At 34.0% G+C, this 15322-nt stretch carries 12 protein-coding genes and 1 other annotated feature; of the genes, 5 read left to right on the top strand and 7 right to left on the bottom strand.

Annotation, left to right across the window (positions count from 1 at the left end):
- Nucleotides 1-106: 106 nt before the first annotated feature.
- The 3 genes from NKR20_RS03700 to NKR20_RS03690 all read left to right on the top strand — a co-directional run bounded on the left by NKR20_RS03700 (nucleotide 107) and on the right by NKR20_RS03690 (nucleotide 2712).
- Complete coding sequence (locus NKR20_RS03700; protein ID WP_121213882.1) at nucleotides 107-508, top strand: globin domain-containing protein; 402 nt, start codon at nucleotides 107-109, stop codon at nucleotides 506-508.
- On the top strand, nucleotides 505-1308 hold the full coding sequence (locus NKR20_RS03695; protein WP_253423754.1) for a DsbA family protein: 804 nt from the start codon (nucleotides 505-507) through the stop codon (nucleotides 1306-1308). Before NKR20_RS03700 ends, NKR20_RS03695 begins: the two co-directional genes overlap by 4 nt.
- A 195-nt stretch (nucleotides 1309-1503) precedes the next feature.
- Nucleotides 1504-2712 (top strand): ISL3 family transposase, encoded by a 1209-nt coding sequence (locus NKR20_RS03690; protein ID WP_253422723.1) that lies wholly within the window; start codon nucleotides 1504-1506, stop codon nucleotides 2710-2712.
- Between the two features lie 563 nt (nucleotides 2713-3275).
- Here NKR20_RS03690 and pepF read toward each other — a convergent pair.
- From pepF to spxA, 4 genes are all read right to left on the bottom strand, one after another.
- Nucleotides 3276-5081 (bottom strand): oligoendopeptidase F, encoded by a 1806-nt coding sequence (pepF, locus tag NKR20_RS03685; RefSeq protein ID WP_253423752.1) that lies wholly within the window; start codon nucleotides 5079-5081, stop codon nucleotides 3276-3278.
- A 60-nt stretch (nucleotides 5082-5141) separates the two neighbouring features.
- Nucleotides 5142-6266 (bottom strand): competence protein CoiA, encoded by a 1125-nt coding sequence (locus tag NKR20_RS03680; RefSeq protein WP_253423749.1) that lies wholly within the window; start codon nucleotides 6264-6266, stop codon nucleotides 5142-5144.
- 130 nt (nucleotides 6267-6396) lie between these two features.
- Nucleotides 6397-7050: an adaptor protein MecA gene (mecA, locus tag NKR20_RS03675; protein WP_121213886.1), complete on the bottom strand. Its 654-nt coding sequence runs from the start codon at nucleotides 7048-7050 to the stop codon at nucleotides 6397-6399.
- Between the two features lie 468 nt (nucleotides 7051-7518).
- Nucleotides 7519-7914 (bottom strand): transcriptional regulator SpxA, encoded by a 396-nt coding sequence (gene spxA / locus NKR20_RS03670; protein WP_202615613.1) that lies wholly within the window; start codon nucleotides 7912-7914, stop codon nucleotides 7519-7521.
- Between the two features lie 514 nt (nucleotides 7915-8428).
- Nucleotides 8429-8646: a binding site (T-box leader), on the top strand.
- 61 nt (nucleotides 8647-8707) lie between these two features.
- Between spxA and trpS the strand changes: the two genes are divergently transcribed.
- Nucleotides 8708-9697, top strand: coding sequence for a tryptophan--tRNA ligase (gene trpS / locus NKR20_RS03665; protein WP_253423746.1), 990 nt, complete (start codon nucleotides 8708-8710; stop codon nucleotides 9695-9697).
- Between the two features lie 264 nt (nucleotides 9698-9961).
- On the opposite strand, the gene fabF is transcribed toward trpS, so the two are convergent.
- Together fabF and NKR20_RS03655 are read right to left on the bottom strand one after the other, a co-directional pair.
- Nucleotides 9962-11197 carry a beta-ketoacyl-ACP synthase II gene (gene fabF / locus NKR20_RS03660; protein ID WP_253423744.1) on the bottom strand — a complete coding sequence of 412 codons (1236 nt, stop codon included), beginning with the start codon at nucleotides 11195-11197 and terminating at the stop codon, nucleotides 9962-9964.
- 51 nt (nucleotides 11198-11248) lie between these two features.
- Nucleotides 11249-12187 (bottom strand): beta-ketoacyl-ACP synthase III, encoded by a 939-nt coding sequence (locus NKR20_RS03655; RefSeq protein ID WP_121213890.1) that lies wholly within the window; start codon nucleotides 12185-12187, stop codon nucleotides 11249-11251.
- A 206-nt stretch (nucleotides 12188-12393) separates the two neighbouring features.
- Between NKR20_RS03655 and NKR20_RS03650 the strand changes: the two genes are divergently transcribed.
- Nucleotides 12394-12573 carry a DUF2929 family protein gene (locus tag NKR20_RS03650; RefSeq protein ID WP_419095283.1) on the top strand — a complete coding sequence of 60 codons (180 nt, stop codon included), beginning with the start codon at nucleotides 12394-12396 and terminating at the stop codon, nucleotides 12571-12573.
- A gap of 611 nt (nucleotides 12574-13184) precedes the next feature.
- Here NKR20_RS03650 and NKR20_RS03645 read toward each other — a convergent pair.
- A complete protein-coding gene (locus tag NKR20_RS03645) occupies nucleotides 13185-15317 on the bottom strand; it encodes an ATP-dependent Clp protease ATP-binding subunit (RefSeq protein WP_253423741.1) in 2133 nt (710 codons plus the stop codon).
- Nucleotides 15318-15322 lie beyond the last annotated feature (5 nt).

The following is a 15322-nucleotide window of genomic DNA, read 5'->3' as shown; positions in this document are numbered from 1 at the left end:
TAGAATAAATACATCGTACTTTTGTGTTAAAGTAAAACGACAATATGGTATGCAATATTCGGATATTTCATTACGTATTCAAAAAAGAAGTAAAGGAGTTGCAGCTATGAATCGAAAATATACGATTCCTTACGAGGAAATTGGTGCTGAAAAACTTTCTGAGCTCCTTCGCGCTTTTTATAAACGTGTTGCGAAGCATCCATTGTTAATTCCGATTTTTCCAGAAGATTTAACAGAAACATTACGCAAACAAATACAATTCCAAACTCAATATTTAGGTGGACCTAATCTTTATACAGAGGAACACGGACATCCGATGATGAAAGCTCGTCATATGCCTTTTAAAATAACACCTGATCGTGCACAAGCTTGGCTTGAATGTATGAGCGAAGCAATGGATGAGGTTGGTCTTGAAGGGAAATTTCGAGAAGTATACTATCAGCGACTTGTTATGACTGCTCATCATATGATTAATTCGCCAAATGAAGATGAGGAGGATTTAGAGTGAATAATGTCCAATTATTATCGAAACCCGTCGCACCTTCTAGCATTACAAAGCCTATAGAATTATATATTTTTATAGATCCACTTTGCAAAAAAGCTTTAAAGATGCAAACTATGCTAAGAAAGTTACAGCTACAGTACGATCATTATTTTACTTGGCGCTATGTGCTAAGTACAAAATTAGTTTCGTTAAATGGCTTAAGACGTACTAAAGGTTGTTTGACCGGTGCCGAACTGGATATTACGCATCCTGCACTCCCATCAATTGCGATTAAAGCAGCTGAATTACAAGGAAAACGTGCTGCAAGTCGTTATTTACTTAAATTACAAGAACATGCTTTATTAAATACAAAGGATGTAACGTCCTACTCTGTTTTAATTGATATAGCTAGGGAAACAAATCTAGACATTGATGAATTTATTAATGATTTCGGTTCAAAAGAGGCAGCCCGCGCTTTTCAATGTGATTTACACATTACCCGCGAAATGGAAGTAGACGAAATACCGAGTATCGTATTCTTTAATGAGTGTATAGAGGATGAAGGGCTAAAAGTTAGTGGTATGTATGCATATGATGTGTATGTTCATATATTACAAGAAATGCTAGATGATACACTGACTTGCCAAAATCTACCGACAATTGAAGAGTTATTTAATCGATTCCATTCACTAACAACAGCTGATGTTGCTGAAATATATTCTATCACTGAGCAAGAAGCAGAACGTGAACTAAAAAAACGTATGTTACAACAAAAACTAGACCGTTTAACAAATGAGGACATTACCCTCTGGAGAAAAAAATAATCGTTAGCACTTATTTTTATTATGTATATAAAACTTATAATTTAGTAGACAATTTCTTAATGAAATTGTCTTTTTTGGTTCTATAATATTTGTTGGGGTTTTACTACAATTTTTGACAATAAAAAAGCACGTAACCACCGATTTCGATATACTTGAATTGACGAGAAACAAGTTATGAAAGGTGATACGTGCAATATGAATTTTAACATGAATATACCAGGATTAAAAGATGTAACAATTCATAAGATGGAGGAGATTGGAGACCGTGTGGCTTTATACGTGTCGCTTCCGAAGAAAGAACATCAATGTCCAGTTTGTAAGAGAATGACCTCTAAAATTCATGATTATCGAGTTCAAAAAATTAAGCATTTAAAATGGTTTGAAAGATTAACTATCCTTTTTTATAAACGCCGTCGTTATGTATGCGAATGTGGAAAACGCTTCTCAGAAAAATCCCCTTTCGTGGATAAATATCAACGTTACTCAAAAGAATGGAACCAAGTTGTTGGAATTCGTTCAGTAAAAGCAAAGACATTTAAGGAAACTGCAGAAGTCCTTGGAACATCTAGTTCAACTGTAATTCGTCGCTTTAAAAATGTTGTAAAAGAACAGTTAAAAGAGGGAGTACATTTACCGAAATGTATTGCAATCGATGAATATAAGGGAGATACCGATGCAGGGACCTATCAACTAATTATTGCGAACGCTGAAACACACGAACCGATTGATATTTTACCAAATCGACGCAAAGAAACGATTAAGGATTATTTAATGAAATATGGAGCAGCTGTAGAAGTAGTGGTAATGGATATGAATCCAAGTTTTAAGGCAGCTGTTAGAAAAGCATTAAATCGCCCCATTATCGTAGCAGATCGATTCCATTTTTCTCGTTATATTTATTGGGCACTAGATGAAGTACGTCGTAAAGTGCAGAAAGAATGGCATCCTTATGATCGTAAAAAGTGTAAGAAAATGCGCCATGTCTTATATAAACGGTTTGATAAGTTAACAGAGAAGAATCGCTGGTATTTAAGACGCTATACAGGGATGTCTAGTGAATTGAGAAAAGCCTATGAACTTAAGGAAGCCTATTGTAAATGGTTTGATTGGGCAAAAACAACTGATGATATAACAGAAGTTAAAAAGAGATTAGAAGCTTTTTACCGTAAGGTAGAAGAAGCAAAGATTCCAGCATTCATAAAAGCGATTCAAACTTTTAAGAATTGGCAAGTAGAGATCTTGAATAGCTTTAGTTTTAGGTATTCAAATGGATTTCTAGAAGGCATTAATAATAAATCGAAGGTAATGAAACGAAATGCTTATGGTTTTAGAAGTTTTAAGCATTTTAAAGCAAAGATTTTATTAAATGATTTATATAAAGAAATCGGGGTTCATTTAGGTTAACAAGGGTGACGTGCAAGAACACATCACCCCAACATTTGACTAAGAACCTCTTTTTTTATGTGTAGAAAGTTGTTTTCATTCCTTGTGGACAATTTCGATAAGGAATATATTAGAGCCGAAGAAAAAGGGAATACTGTCTGCTACACTCCATTCCAATCTGGACATTATATAAAGAAATAAAAGAGACGCCACATTCTTTTTCAAGAATTGACGCCTCTTTTCACAAAGGGGATGGGAGAAATGTTCACGTTCAAACAAAGGGGTGTATGTTTGTTATGTGATTTATTTCACGTATTTAATTTATCACAGAATAATAATTGATGCAATGAAACTGTGGACATTTCACAAATCCGTCATATAGTAACCGTTTTCATATACATTGATATATAAGGAATTGTAACACATTGTACTAGTTTTCTATAACTTTTAAAACTGTTATACAATACAAAAAATTATTATTTCGAATTATAAAAATATTTTTAGAATATAATTATATTGCCTATCAAATAAAAAGAACTATGTAAAGATCATCTGAAACCTCCACATAGTTCAATTGAATTTAATTATTTAAGCAGTAATGATTCAAGTTCACTTAGTTTTTGTTCAAATACTTTACATGCTTCTCTTATCGGTGTTGGAGATTCCATATCTACCCCAGCAGCTTTTAATACTTCAATTGGGAAGTCCGAACATCCAGCTTTTAAGAAATTATTAATATAACGATCCACTGCTGGTTGTCCTTCTTCTAAAATTTGTTTACTTAATGCTGTGGCAGCACTTTGACCTGTTGCATATTGATAAACATAATAATTGTAGTAGAAATGTGGAATTCGAGCCCATTCTAATCCAATTTCCTCATCAACTGTCATTTCATCACCGAAATATTGTTTATTTAAATCATAGTAGATTTCTGTTAGTCCATCAGCAGTTAGTGCTTCACCATTCGCATCTTTTTCATGAATAATATGCTCAAACTCAGCAAACATTGTTTGACGGAATACTGTACTTCTGAAACCGTCTAACCAATGATTTAATAAATAAATTTTTTGCTGTTCATCTTCAGTCGTTTTTAACAAGTAGTCAAATAACAGTTCTTCATTACAAGTTGAAGCTACTTCAGCTACGAAAATGGAGTAATCTGCATAAGGATATGGCTGATTTTGGCGAGTATAGTAGCTGTGCATACTATGACCAAATTCATGGGCTAAAGTAAATAAATTATTAATGTTATTTTGCCAGTTCATCAATACATATGGGTTTGTACCATATGTTCCTGAAGAGTATGCACCACTTCTTTTTCCTTTGTTTTCTTGTACATCTACCCAACGGCTATCTAAACCTTTTTGAACGATGGATTGATATTCTTCGCCTAATGGAGCAAAGCTTTTAACCATAATTTCTTTTGCCTTTTCATATGGCATATCAATTTTCACTTCTTTTACAAGAGGTGTAAATAAATCATACATATGAAGTTCTTCCACACCTAATACTTGCTTTCTAAGAGAAATGTAACGGTGTAGGACAGGTAAAAACTCATGAATCGTTGAAATTAATTGATCGTAAACTTTTTCAGGTATCGTATTGTTACTTAATGCGCGGTGTCTTGCTGAATTAAATTTACGGATACGAGCACTTACATTATGTGATTTAACATTTCCAGATAATGTAGAGGCAAACGTATTTTTAAATTTACCATAAGTAGCATACATCGCTTTAAATGCTTGTTCACGTACTTCGCGGTTATCGCTTTCTAAAAACGTAATATAATTTCCATGAGTTAATTGTACATCTTCCCCTTCATCATTTTTGATAACAGGGAACTCTAAGTCTGCATTGTTTAACGCACTGAAAGTACCGCTTGATGCAGATGTTACTTCTGAAAACTGTGCAAGTAATTGTTCTTGCTCAGCTGATAGGACATGAGGACGTTTAAGATTTAATTCTTTTAACATTTGTGTATATAATCGAAGGGGTTCGAATTCATCTAAATAGCTTTGAATTTTTTCTTCTTCAATAGATAGAATCTCTGGAGTAATAAATGACCAGGCAGCTGATAATTTTGCACCTAATGAACGGACTCTTGCATCCATCCCTTGGTATTTACTATTTGTAGTATCTTGATCGTGTTTTAAATGGCTGTATACATAAAGCTTTCCAAAGCGTTTGGATAGTTCATCACTAAATTGTAGTGTATCGTACAAACTTTTCGCACTTTCAACTACTTTCCCTTTAAATTTCTCACTCTCTGGAATTAACTTTTCGATTTCTTTAAATTCTTCTTCCCACGCATCGTCTGATGGAAAAATCACTTCTAAATCCCAGGTTAATTCAACAGGTACTTCTTCACGATTCAATAATTTTTTCGCCATAAAAATTGCCTCCGATACCATTTATTTCGAATTTCTCGTATCTCATTCATTTTCTCAAGATTAACTTTTAATTGCAAGAAATTGACTATACAGATAGTTGTCCACTTGGTCCTTTGAAATTTTTTGATTTGGATTCTGAATAGAAAGGTCCTTGAGTAACTCACTATAATCCATGACTACTTTTATAGCTTCCATAGATCCATTTATTTTAGACCATGCTAAAAAGTGAGTAATGATTTTATCATTAATAGCCTCCACAGGGATTTGGTACACCCTTAAAAAATAAAATAGTGCCAGCTGCCAATCAATTGAAAATAGCTCTATCACCTCACTGCCTCTTAAAGGAACACCTATATAGTATGGTAGGGAGTGTAAATTTAATCGAAGCTCGTAAATACAACGCAATAATAAATCCTTTACACCTTTCCTACTTATTAATACTCTCGATTTTAAGTAGTTATGTTTCGCTTTATTATAAAACATTAAATATCGGGCATATTCTTCACGTGACAACTTCTTAGGTAAATAAAATGGGAATTTTTGATATTCAATAGGTAATGCTTGTACTTTTGCAATAAAAGTATTGCCATGGACAAATAATATATTTGAAAGATAAATAAACTGTCGCAGAAATGGACAATACATCATAATATATTGATGGTGTTTGGTGGATTGAATAAATTGTTGAAGTTGTTTACTTATTGAAATCTTATGTATTCCATCACCTAATTCAAAGGGTGTAACAGGAATCCATATTGGAATAATGGAGGCACTTGAATAACCTGCATTTCGTTCTGTAAATTTTTCAAGTGAAATTGGACTACATTGAAATTCAATGGCAAATTGCTCGTTGTTAGCATAGATTAGTAAGTCGGGTCTTTGATTCAAAGTAGATAAATAGGGTTCTAATTGAACATTTAAATTAAGAGATTTAAAAAGAAAATATAACTGTTCCTTCCCTTCCAGGTGTCGAGTCGATTCACCCTCAGAGAAAGTACTCGCACATTTACTTTTATTAATATGGGCAAAATGCGGTATTTTTTGTTGACCTAACTTTAACTGAAGCTGTTGTTTACATTGTGGGCAATAAAATTTCGTTGTTAATCGAAGTAGTTTTAATGTTGAAAGAGGTATGCTTGAATTTAATACAAACCTTTTATTTTGATCTGTATAAGCAACTAACATAACTTTCCCTCCCTTGAACCAATTGTAAGAAGGATCGATTTAAATTTCAATCATAGATTTCGAATTATCTGAAAATAATAATTTGCATAAAAAAAAAGAGATGCCCTATTGTAAGGTCACCTCTAATACTTTAAGAGAAATATTTAATTACCGTTTCAAAGCAATCTTCTTCCATAATTGTTTCACCATATTCTTGTAAACGGAATACAGTTAATTTGGAAATACCTAAATACTCGTTAATAATTGAACGAATGTTTAGACGTTCCTCTTTTTCAGTAATATTTGTGAAATCAATTGCAACATAGTAGTAATTCTCAAATTTATACAAAGATGATTGTAAACCAAATTGAACAAGACGTTTTGCAACCGGAATTAATTCATCTATGTCTTTAAATTTATAAATTGAAAAATTTGTAATTCCTTGATGATGAACACCGTCTTCTTCATCAAAAGAGTCAAAAATAGATTCATCTATATTATGTTGGGCAGCTTCACGATGCTCCTCGAAGCTTGAAAGCAAGGAGTTGGATTCACTATCACCATTAATATTTGCACGAGTAACAATGACTTCAAGTCCATGTTCAGAAGCATTTACATGAATCCAAATTGGACCATCTAAATCAAAATAATCTTCTGTATTGATTTCTCCAATCATATCCCAAAAAAGTTCTTCACCTTTTGCTCTGTTATACCATATTTCTTCACGGCTATATCCGCGATCTTCAATATCACGATAAGTAATAAAAAGTTTTATCGTGTTTTCATTTACGCGTTCGATGTCCATTAGACTTCAACTCCCTTCACAGTCATTCGTTGAAAAACAAGGAAAGCGTTCTTAGTATGTTTTGATTGGCAAGAATTAATCTTGCAATTCAAAAGTGTTTACGCCAACACTTTAGGTGAACAACATTATTTAGAATAAAAGCATTCTTTATTTATATACTTATGTTTTATTCTATAACTCTATTGTATGATTACCTAATAAAAATGAAAAGAAAAAAACATCGGACAAACAAAATTATTTGAATATTGAAATTGTAGTTGACTACACTATTGAAATCAAGTGAAAAATTTTTAAGATTAGTTATTATATGTTGGATTGCTTCTTTATTATTCACTGGTCATTCATCATACCGAACTTTTCAAAAAAACACATCATGATTAGCGCTAATTAATGACTTTAAACAAAAATAAAAACCGATAAAACCCAAGTAAAATAGATTTTATCGATTGCTTTTAAACAAATTCGGGTTTAGTTAACCATTTTTTGCGCTTCTAACAATTGGAATGCACGAACTTTTCTAGGCAAGAAGCGGCGAATTTCATCTTCATTGTAACCAACTTGAAGGCGCTTTTCATCTAAAATAATTGGACGACGTAATAATCCAGGATGTTCTTGGATTAATTCGTACAATTGTTGCAATGGTAAGCTTTCAACATCTACATTTAACTTTTGGAAAATTTTCGAACGTGTAGAAATAATCTCATCTGTACCATCTTCTGTCATGCGTAAAATTTCTTTTATTTCACCGATTGTTAACGGTTCTGAAAAAATATTTCGTTCTCTATAAGGAATTTCATGTTCTTCTAACCAAGCTTTAGCTTTTCGACATGATGTGCAACTTGGTGATGTAAATAATGTTACGATCATTATGACACTTCCCTTCTTTTGGTCAATAATCTATTCTCAACTTTTTATTAGATTAGAATTAATTTAATTTAAAATAACGTCTTAATTATACAACATTCTATCGCATTTGAATACAACATATTTAATAAAATATTTGCTATGTTAAGGGATTTTGTTTTCATTTTTTCTCTTTTAGGAATATAATTTATATCCTTTTAATATAACAGGTTACTTTACCCTTCTTTTGTAAAATTTAAACATACAAGTATAGCTTTTTTTATTCTCAATTAGATAATAGTAATCGAGAAATAATCGCAAATTTCTGTAAATTTAACGCTTAATTCCTAGTGCACTTGCAAATGACTATTTAGCTGCTTACAAATGTAAAAGTTACTTTTAAATAACAATTATCTTAATCACGTTACAATGTTACCCAATCTCTTTCTTTTTCATTCAAAGGCAGTGAAATATTATTTGCAATTAATAAAGATTTTTTATATATTATTTAACAAATATGTATTGGCGAAAAATTATAAAAACAGTGACAAAGAGTAGTACATTTGTTCTTCCGTGTTTAGAGAATCTGTGGTTGGTGCAAACAGAAGACGGGGCAAATGGAATGGACTTTCGAGTTGGCTTTATGAACGGATGTAGTAGTAAAGCTCGTCTCCTTCACGTTACGAAGGCTAAGTGGTCTATATAATAGACAAGCTGGGTGGTACCGCGGATTCAACATCATTCGTCCCTATACGAACTTTTTCGTAAGGACGCATGATGTTTTTTATTTTGAATATAATAGGAGGATTTTTTAATGAAGACTATTTTTTCAGGGGTTCAACCAACTGGAGTTGTTACACTAGGAAATTACATTGGAGCTTTTATGCAATTTCCAGCGCTACAAGATGAGGGAAAAGCAATTTATTGTATCGTAGACCAACATGCAATTACAGTGCCTCAAGATCCAAAAGAATTACGTTCTAATATTCGAACATTAGCTGCTACATACTTAGCAACAGGTATTGACCCAAATAAGGCGATTTTATTTATTCAATCTGAGGTTCCTGCCCATGCACAGGCTGGTTGGATGTTACAATGTATCGCTTCCATTGGTGAATTAGAACGAATGACACAATTTAAAGATAAATCTGATGGGAAAGAGTCTGTTTCTGCTGGCTTATTAACTTATCCACCATTAATGGCTGCAGATATTCTTTTATATAATACGAATATTGTTCCTGTTGGAGACGACCAAAAACAACATATCGAATTAACACGTGACTTAGCTGAACGTTTTAATAAACGATATGGTAAGGTATTTGTGATTCCAGAAATTCAGCTGCCAAAAGCTGGTGCACGTATTAAATCATTACAAGAACCAACGAAAAAAATGAGTAAATCAGATCCAAATACGAAAGCAACAATTCGCTTCCTAGATACGCCAAAACAAATTGAAAAGAAAATTAAATCTGCAGTAACAGATTCAGAAGGTATTGTTGCTTTTGATGAAAAAAATAAACCAGGTGTTTCAAACCTTTTAACAATTGAATCTGCTGTTACAGGAATCGCTATTGATACTCTTGTTAAAAAGTATGAAGGGCTTGGCTACGGTGCCTTTAAAGAAGGTGTAGCAACAAGTCTAATCGAACATTTAACGCCTGTCCAAGAAAGATTTAATGAATTAATTGACTCTAGTGAATTGGATAAAATCTTAGATGAAGGTGCAGCAAAAGCAAACGAAATTGCATCAGCAACAGTTAAAAGAATGGAAAACGCGATGGGATTAGGTCGAAAATCAAGATAAACAAAACGATGATTGATCCGATTGCTAAATAGAGCTCATGGGTCCCAACTATAAATGCCCATACTGCTGACCATGAATACCCTAATGTTCGGTAATTTAAATATAAAAGTAGATTGCCTACGGATATTACACATATGCCATAACTAAATAAAAAAAGCATAAAACGAAACATGTCCAACACTCCTTTACTAATTTAATATTCAAGAGTGAAAACAAAAATGCCTTTAGCTTTTCGCTAAAGGCATTTTATTATCGACATATTATTTAGTCGATTTTTCTTAATAATAAGCTTGCGTTATGTCCACCAAAACCGAGTGAATTTGACATTGCATATTCTACAAATTCTTTACGTGCTTCGTTTGGAATATAATCTAAGTCACATTCTGGATCTGGCGTTTCTAGGTTGATTGTTGGAGGTAAAATCCCTTCTTTTAATGCTAGAGCAGTAAAGATTGTTTCAACCCCACCAGCTGCACCTAATAAGTGACCAGTCATTGATTTTGTCGAACTCATTGCTAATTTATATGCATGTTCGCCAAAGACAGATTTTACTGCCATTGTTTCAAATAAATCATTATATGGTGTACTTGTTCCATGGGCATTAATATAACCTACTGCAGTAGGATTAACTTCTGCATCATCTAATGCTTGTTGAATTGCACGAGCTGCCCCTTCGCCATTTGGAGCAGGTGCTGTAATATGGTATGCATCCCCTGTAGAACCATAACCTACGACTTCTGCATAAATTTTTGCACCACGAGCTTTTGCAAATTCATATTCTTCAAGTACTAAAACTCCTGCACCTTCTGCAATAACGAATCCATCACGATTTTTATCGAATGGACGTGATGCCGTTTGAGCATCCGGATTTAAAGAAAGTGCAGTACTTGAACAGAAACCAGCTACCGCCATATTTACGATTGGTGCTTCTGCTCCACCTGTAATCATTACATCAGCATCACCACGTTGAATTACTTTAAATGCGTCGCCGATTGAGTTCGTTCCTGATGCACAAGCAGTAACGGAACATGAATTGATTCCTTTTGCACCTAAATGAATAGAAACTTGACCAGAAGCCATATTCGGAATCATCATTGGTACAAAGAATGGACTAACACGACGTACACCACGTTCTTGGAAAACTTCCATTTGTTTTTCGTACGTTTCCATTCCACCAATACCTGAACCAATCCAAACACCGACTTTTGGTGCAATTTCTTCTGTAATATCTAAGTTAGCATCTTTTACAGCCATAATTGAAGAAGCAAGAGCGTAATGAGTAAAGCGGTCCATTTTACGTGCTTCTTTTCGATCAATATATTGTTCAATATCAAAATCTTTTACTTCTGCTGCCACTTTTGCAGGGAATTTTTCAGCATCTACCCTTGTTAAAGGACCTACACCAGATTTACCAGCAATTAGATTTTGCCAAGTTTCTTCAATTGTATTACCTAAAGGTGTAACTGCTCCAACACCTGTAATGACTACTCTTCTTTTCATAGTTCTCTTTTCCCCCTTAGGTTCTAAGCTTGTTATTCTCATTATAACTGATTATTTACCCCATTTGATAACGACTGCACCCCATGTAAGGCCGCCTCCGAAACCAACTAAGACTAGTATATCATCATCTTTAATTTTACCATCATCTAATTCGTCTTTTAAAGCTATCCCGATAGAAGCTGAAGAAGTATTTCCATATTTGTGAATTCGTTTTGATAACTTTTCCTCTGGTAATTCTAGGCGTTCTCTAGAAGCTTCCATAATACGAATGTTAGCTTGATGAGGAATTAAGAAATCAACATCTTGTTTTGTAAGTCCTGCTTTTTCTAACACGGAAACAGCAGATTCACCCATTTGTCTTACAGCAAATTTGAATACTTCTCTTCCGTTCATGGCAATGTGATCCGCTTCATCTAAAAATAAATGTTTTCCACCTGTACCATCTGCTCCTAATTCAAAGGCTAAAATTCCACGGCCTTCAGAAACTTCTCCAAGAACAGCTGCACAAGCACCATCGCCAAATAACACAGCAGTATTTCGGTCTGACCAATCCGTAATTTTAGATAGTTTTTCAGCACCAACTACTAATACGTATTTATATGCTTTGCTTTCAATAAATTGTTTCGCAGTGGATAGTGCATAGATAAAACCAGCACAAGCAGCAGCAACATCCATAGCAGCCGCATTAACTGCGCCTAATTTTTCTTGTAATTGACATGCAACACTTGGAAATGCTTGGTCTGGAGTTACAGTTGCAACTAAAATTAAACCAATTTCATCCGCTGAAATACCTGCATTATTTATTGCATCTTGAGCAGCTAAATAAGCTAAATCAGATGTGTTTTCGTGATCTGCGGCAATTCTTCTTTCTTCTATACCAGTTCTTGTGCGAATCCATTCGTCACTTGTATCTATTTTTTTCTCTAAATCGAAGTTCGTTACAATTTGCTCTGGAACATATTTGCCTACCCCAATAATTCCTGCGTTCATCCTGAAAATCCCCCTTATTTGTGACTTACATTTAGTACTTGGTCATAATTATAGCTCATAATTATTCTATACTGCAACCTTATTTTCACGAATTGTTTCAAAAGTGTGTTGTTCTTTAATGTTTCACTATGGTATGATATTTAAGATGAATATAGATATACTATTTTAAAAAGATATAGTAGAGGTGAAATTAGATGCAATATATTATGTCATTTGTATGGTCATTCCTATTAGTAACAATGGTAACATATGTAGTAAGTTCAATTTTGAATGTACCATTTAGCTTAACTACTAGCTTAGTTCTATCTGTGGTATTCCTAATTCTAATTGTTATTATTAGCGCAATTATCCCTAACGAACCAACTCCAGATGCAGAACATCATTAATTTGTAATGTAGGCACTTCCATTTTGGGAGTGCTTTTTCATTTTATTAAATTCGTGAAATAGTTAATAAATACCTTTATATGTATGATGAAAAAGTTTTTTTAACAGATCTTTTTGGAATTTTTTTAAATCAATGAAATGAAGACATTTTTTATAAAGCCTAGCTAGAATCTGCGTTATGAAAACAGGTTTTACGATTCTTGGCCGCATTTTTGTATTCATCGATTCTATGAAGACATTTTTTATCAATTCTTACCTGGATTTTTGTATTCATCTTGGTTATGAAGACAGGTTTTACTGATTCTCGACTGAATTTTTGTATCCATCGATTCTATGAAGCCGTTTTTTATCAATTCTCACATGGATTTTTGTATTCATCTGGGTTATGAAGACAGGTTTTACTGATTCTCGACTGAATTTTTGTATTCATGGATTCTATGAAGACGTTTTTTATCAATTCTCACATGGATTTTTGTATTCATCTGGGTTATGAAGACAGATTTTACCGATTCTCGACCGTATTTTTGTATTCATCGCTGAGAAAACTCCTAATATCCAATCATCCCCACAAAAAAAGACAGTAGCATAACTACTACTGTCCCAAAACTTCTATTATACTTTCTGAACCACTAATTGTCCCTCTGCTAACGACACATGCAATTTATCCCCCGGTAGTGTTTCTCCTTTTAGTAACTCTTTGGCTACAACGGTTTCTACATTACGTTGGATAAATCGTTTAAGTGGTCTTGCTCCAAATTGTGGATCAATACCATGTTTTACGACCCATGACACGACTTCTTCAGATACGTCTAACTCGATTTCCTGTTCTGCTACACGGTTTTGTAACTGCTGGATATATTTCCATGCAATCGCATTAAAGTGATTTGATGTTAACGCATGGAACATGATTATATCATCTACACGATTTAATAATTCTGGTTTAAAGTGCAATCGAAGTTCAGCCATAACCAAGTCTTCCGTTGTTTTTTCATCATTTACACTAGATTCTAACAAATGATGAGATCCAATATTCGACGTCATAATCACTACAGTGTTCGTAAAGTTAACAAGTCGACCTTGGCTATCCGTAATGCGGCCATCGTCTAAAATTTGCAATAAAATATTGGCCACATCTGGATGCGCTTTTTCAATTTCGTCAAGTAATACAACAGAATATGGATTACGGCGAACCGCTTCAGTTAGCTGACCACCTTCTTCGTAACCGACATATCCAGGAGGTGCTCCCACAAGACGAGACACACTATGTTTTTCCATATATTCACTCATATCAATTCGAATAAAGTGATCTTCTGAATCAAAAAGTTGTGCAGCTAACGCCTTGGCTAATTCCGTTTTCCCTACCCCTGTTGGACCTAAGAAAATAAAAGAACCAATTGGACGGTTTGGATCTTTAATGCCAGAACGTGCTCTCCATACCGCCTCTGTTACTAATTTTACAGCTTCATCCTGACCAACTACTCTTTCATGGAGAGTATCTTTTAAACGTAATAATTTTTCACGTTCGCCCTCAACCAGCTTTGTAACCGGAATTCCAGTCCATCTTGAAATAATGGAAGCTATTTCATCTGCAGTTACCTCTTCTCGTAAAATACGAATTTCAGATCCTTTTTTCAATTCTTCTTCTAAAGCAGACAATTCTTTTTCAATAGCAGGAATTTTCCCATGACGTAACTCCGCTGCTTTATTAAGATCATATTTACTTTCTGCATCTTCTAAATCACGGCGGTATTTATCAAGAAGTTCCCGTTTCTTTTGAATTTCCTGTAAACCGGATTTTTCTTGTTCCCATTGCTTTCGCATCTTGTCCGTATTTTGTTTTAAGGTTTCTAATTCTTTTCGCAATGCTTCAAGACGTTTTTTACTAGCTTCATCTTTTTCTTTCGTTAATGCTTGTTCTTCAATTTCCAATTGCATAACACGTCTTGTTACCATATCTAGCTCTTGGGGCATTGAGTCAATCTCTGTACGAATCATCGCACAAGCTTCATCGATTAGATCGATTGCTTTATCTGGTAAAAATCGATCTGTAATGTATCGATTCGAAAGTTCAGCAGATGCAATAATTGCGCGGTCATGTATACGAACTCCATGATGCAACTCAAAACGTTCCTTAAGACCGCGTAAGATTGAAACTGTATCTTCAATAGAAGGTTCGCGCACCATTACTTGTTGGAAACGACGTTCTAAAGCAGGATCTTTTTCAATATACATACGATATTCATCAAGGGTTGTGGCACCAATACAATGGAGTTCTCCACGTGCTAACATCGGTTTTAACATATTCCCTGCATCCATTGCGCCATCAGTCTTACCTGCACCAACAATTGTATGAATTTCGTCAATAAATAAAATAATACGACCTTCAGATTCTTTAACTTCTTTAAGTACACCTTTTAATCTTTCTTCAAATTGACCACGGTAACTTGCACCAGCAATTAATGCACTCATATCTAGTTCATATAATATACAATCTTTTAATCCCTCAGGTACGTCTTTACGAACGATACGTTGGGCCAAACCTTCAACAATCGCTGTTTTCCCAACACCCGGTTCACCAATTAGTATTGGATTATTTTTAGTTTTTCTTGATAAAATACGTATAACATTACGAATTTCTTCATCTCTTCCTATTACTGGGTCCATTTTGCCATTTTTGACTTCTTCGATTAAGTTGCGACCAAATTGTTCTAATGGTTTTCGATTATCTTGTTGTTGAAATTGCATTTGTT

It is taken from the genome of Ureibacillus endophyticus, assembly GCF_024159215.1.
Classification (GTDB): domain Bacteria; phylum Bacillota; class Bacilli; order Bacillales_A; family Planococcaceae; genus Ureibacillus; species Ureibacillus endophyticus.
The sequence above is the reverse complement of the archived record's forward strand: the minus strand, read 5'-3'. Positions and strand labels throughout refer to the sequence as shown.

Bases quoted from the DNA above. Each gene is read 5' to 3' on its own strand.
- NKR20_RS03700 (WP_121213882.1), top strand. From the start codon at position 107: ATGAATCGAAAATATACGATTCCTTACGAGGAAATTGGTGCTGAAAAA.
- NKR20_RS03690 (WP_253422723.1), top strand. From the start codon at position 1,504: ATGAATTTTAACATGAATATACCAGGATTAAAAGATGTAACAATTCAT.
- pepF (WP_253423752.1), bottom strand. From the start codon at position 5,081: ATGGCGAAAAAATTATTGAATCGTGAAGAAGTACCTGTTGAATTAACC.
- NKR20_RS03680 (WP_253423749.1), bottom strand. From the start codon at position 6,266: ATGTTAGTTGCTTATACAGATCAAAATAAAAGGTTTGTATTAAATTCA.
- mecA (WP_121213886.1), bottom strand. From the start codon at position 7,050: ATGGACATCGAACGCGTAAATGAAAACACGATAAAACTTTTTATTACT.
- trpS (WP_253423746.1), top strand. From the start codon at position 8,708: ATGAAGACTATTTTTTCAGGGGTTCAACCAACTGGAGTTGTTACACTA.
- fabF (WP_253423744.1), bottom strand. From the start codon at position 11,197: ATGAAAAGAAGAGTAGTCATTACAGGTGTTGGAGCAGTTACACCTTTA.
- NKR20_RS03655 (WP_121213890.1), bottom strand. From the start codon at position 12,187: ATGAACGCAGGAATTATTGGGGTAGGCAAATATGTTCCAGAGCAAATT.
- NKR20_RS03650 (WP_419095283.1), top strand. From the start codon at position 12,394: ATGTCATTTGTATGGTCATTCCTATTAGTAACAATGGTAACATATGTA.
- NKR20_RS03645 (WP_253423741.1), bottom strand. From the start codon at position 15,317: ATGCAATTTCAACAACAAGATAATCGAAAACCATTAGAACAATTTGGT.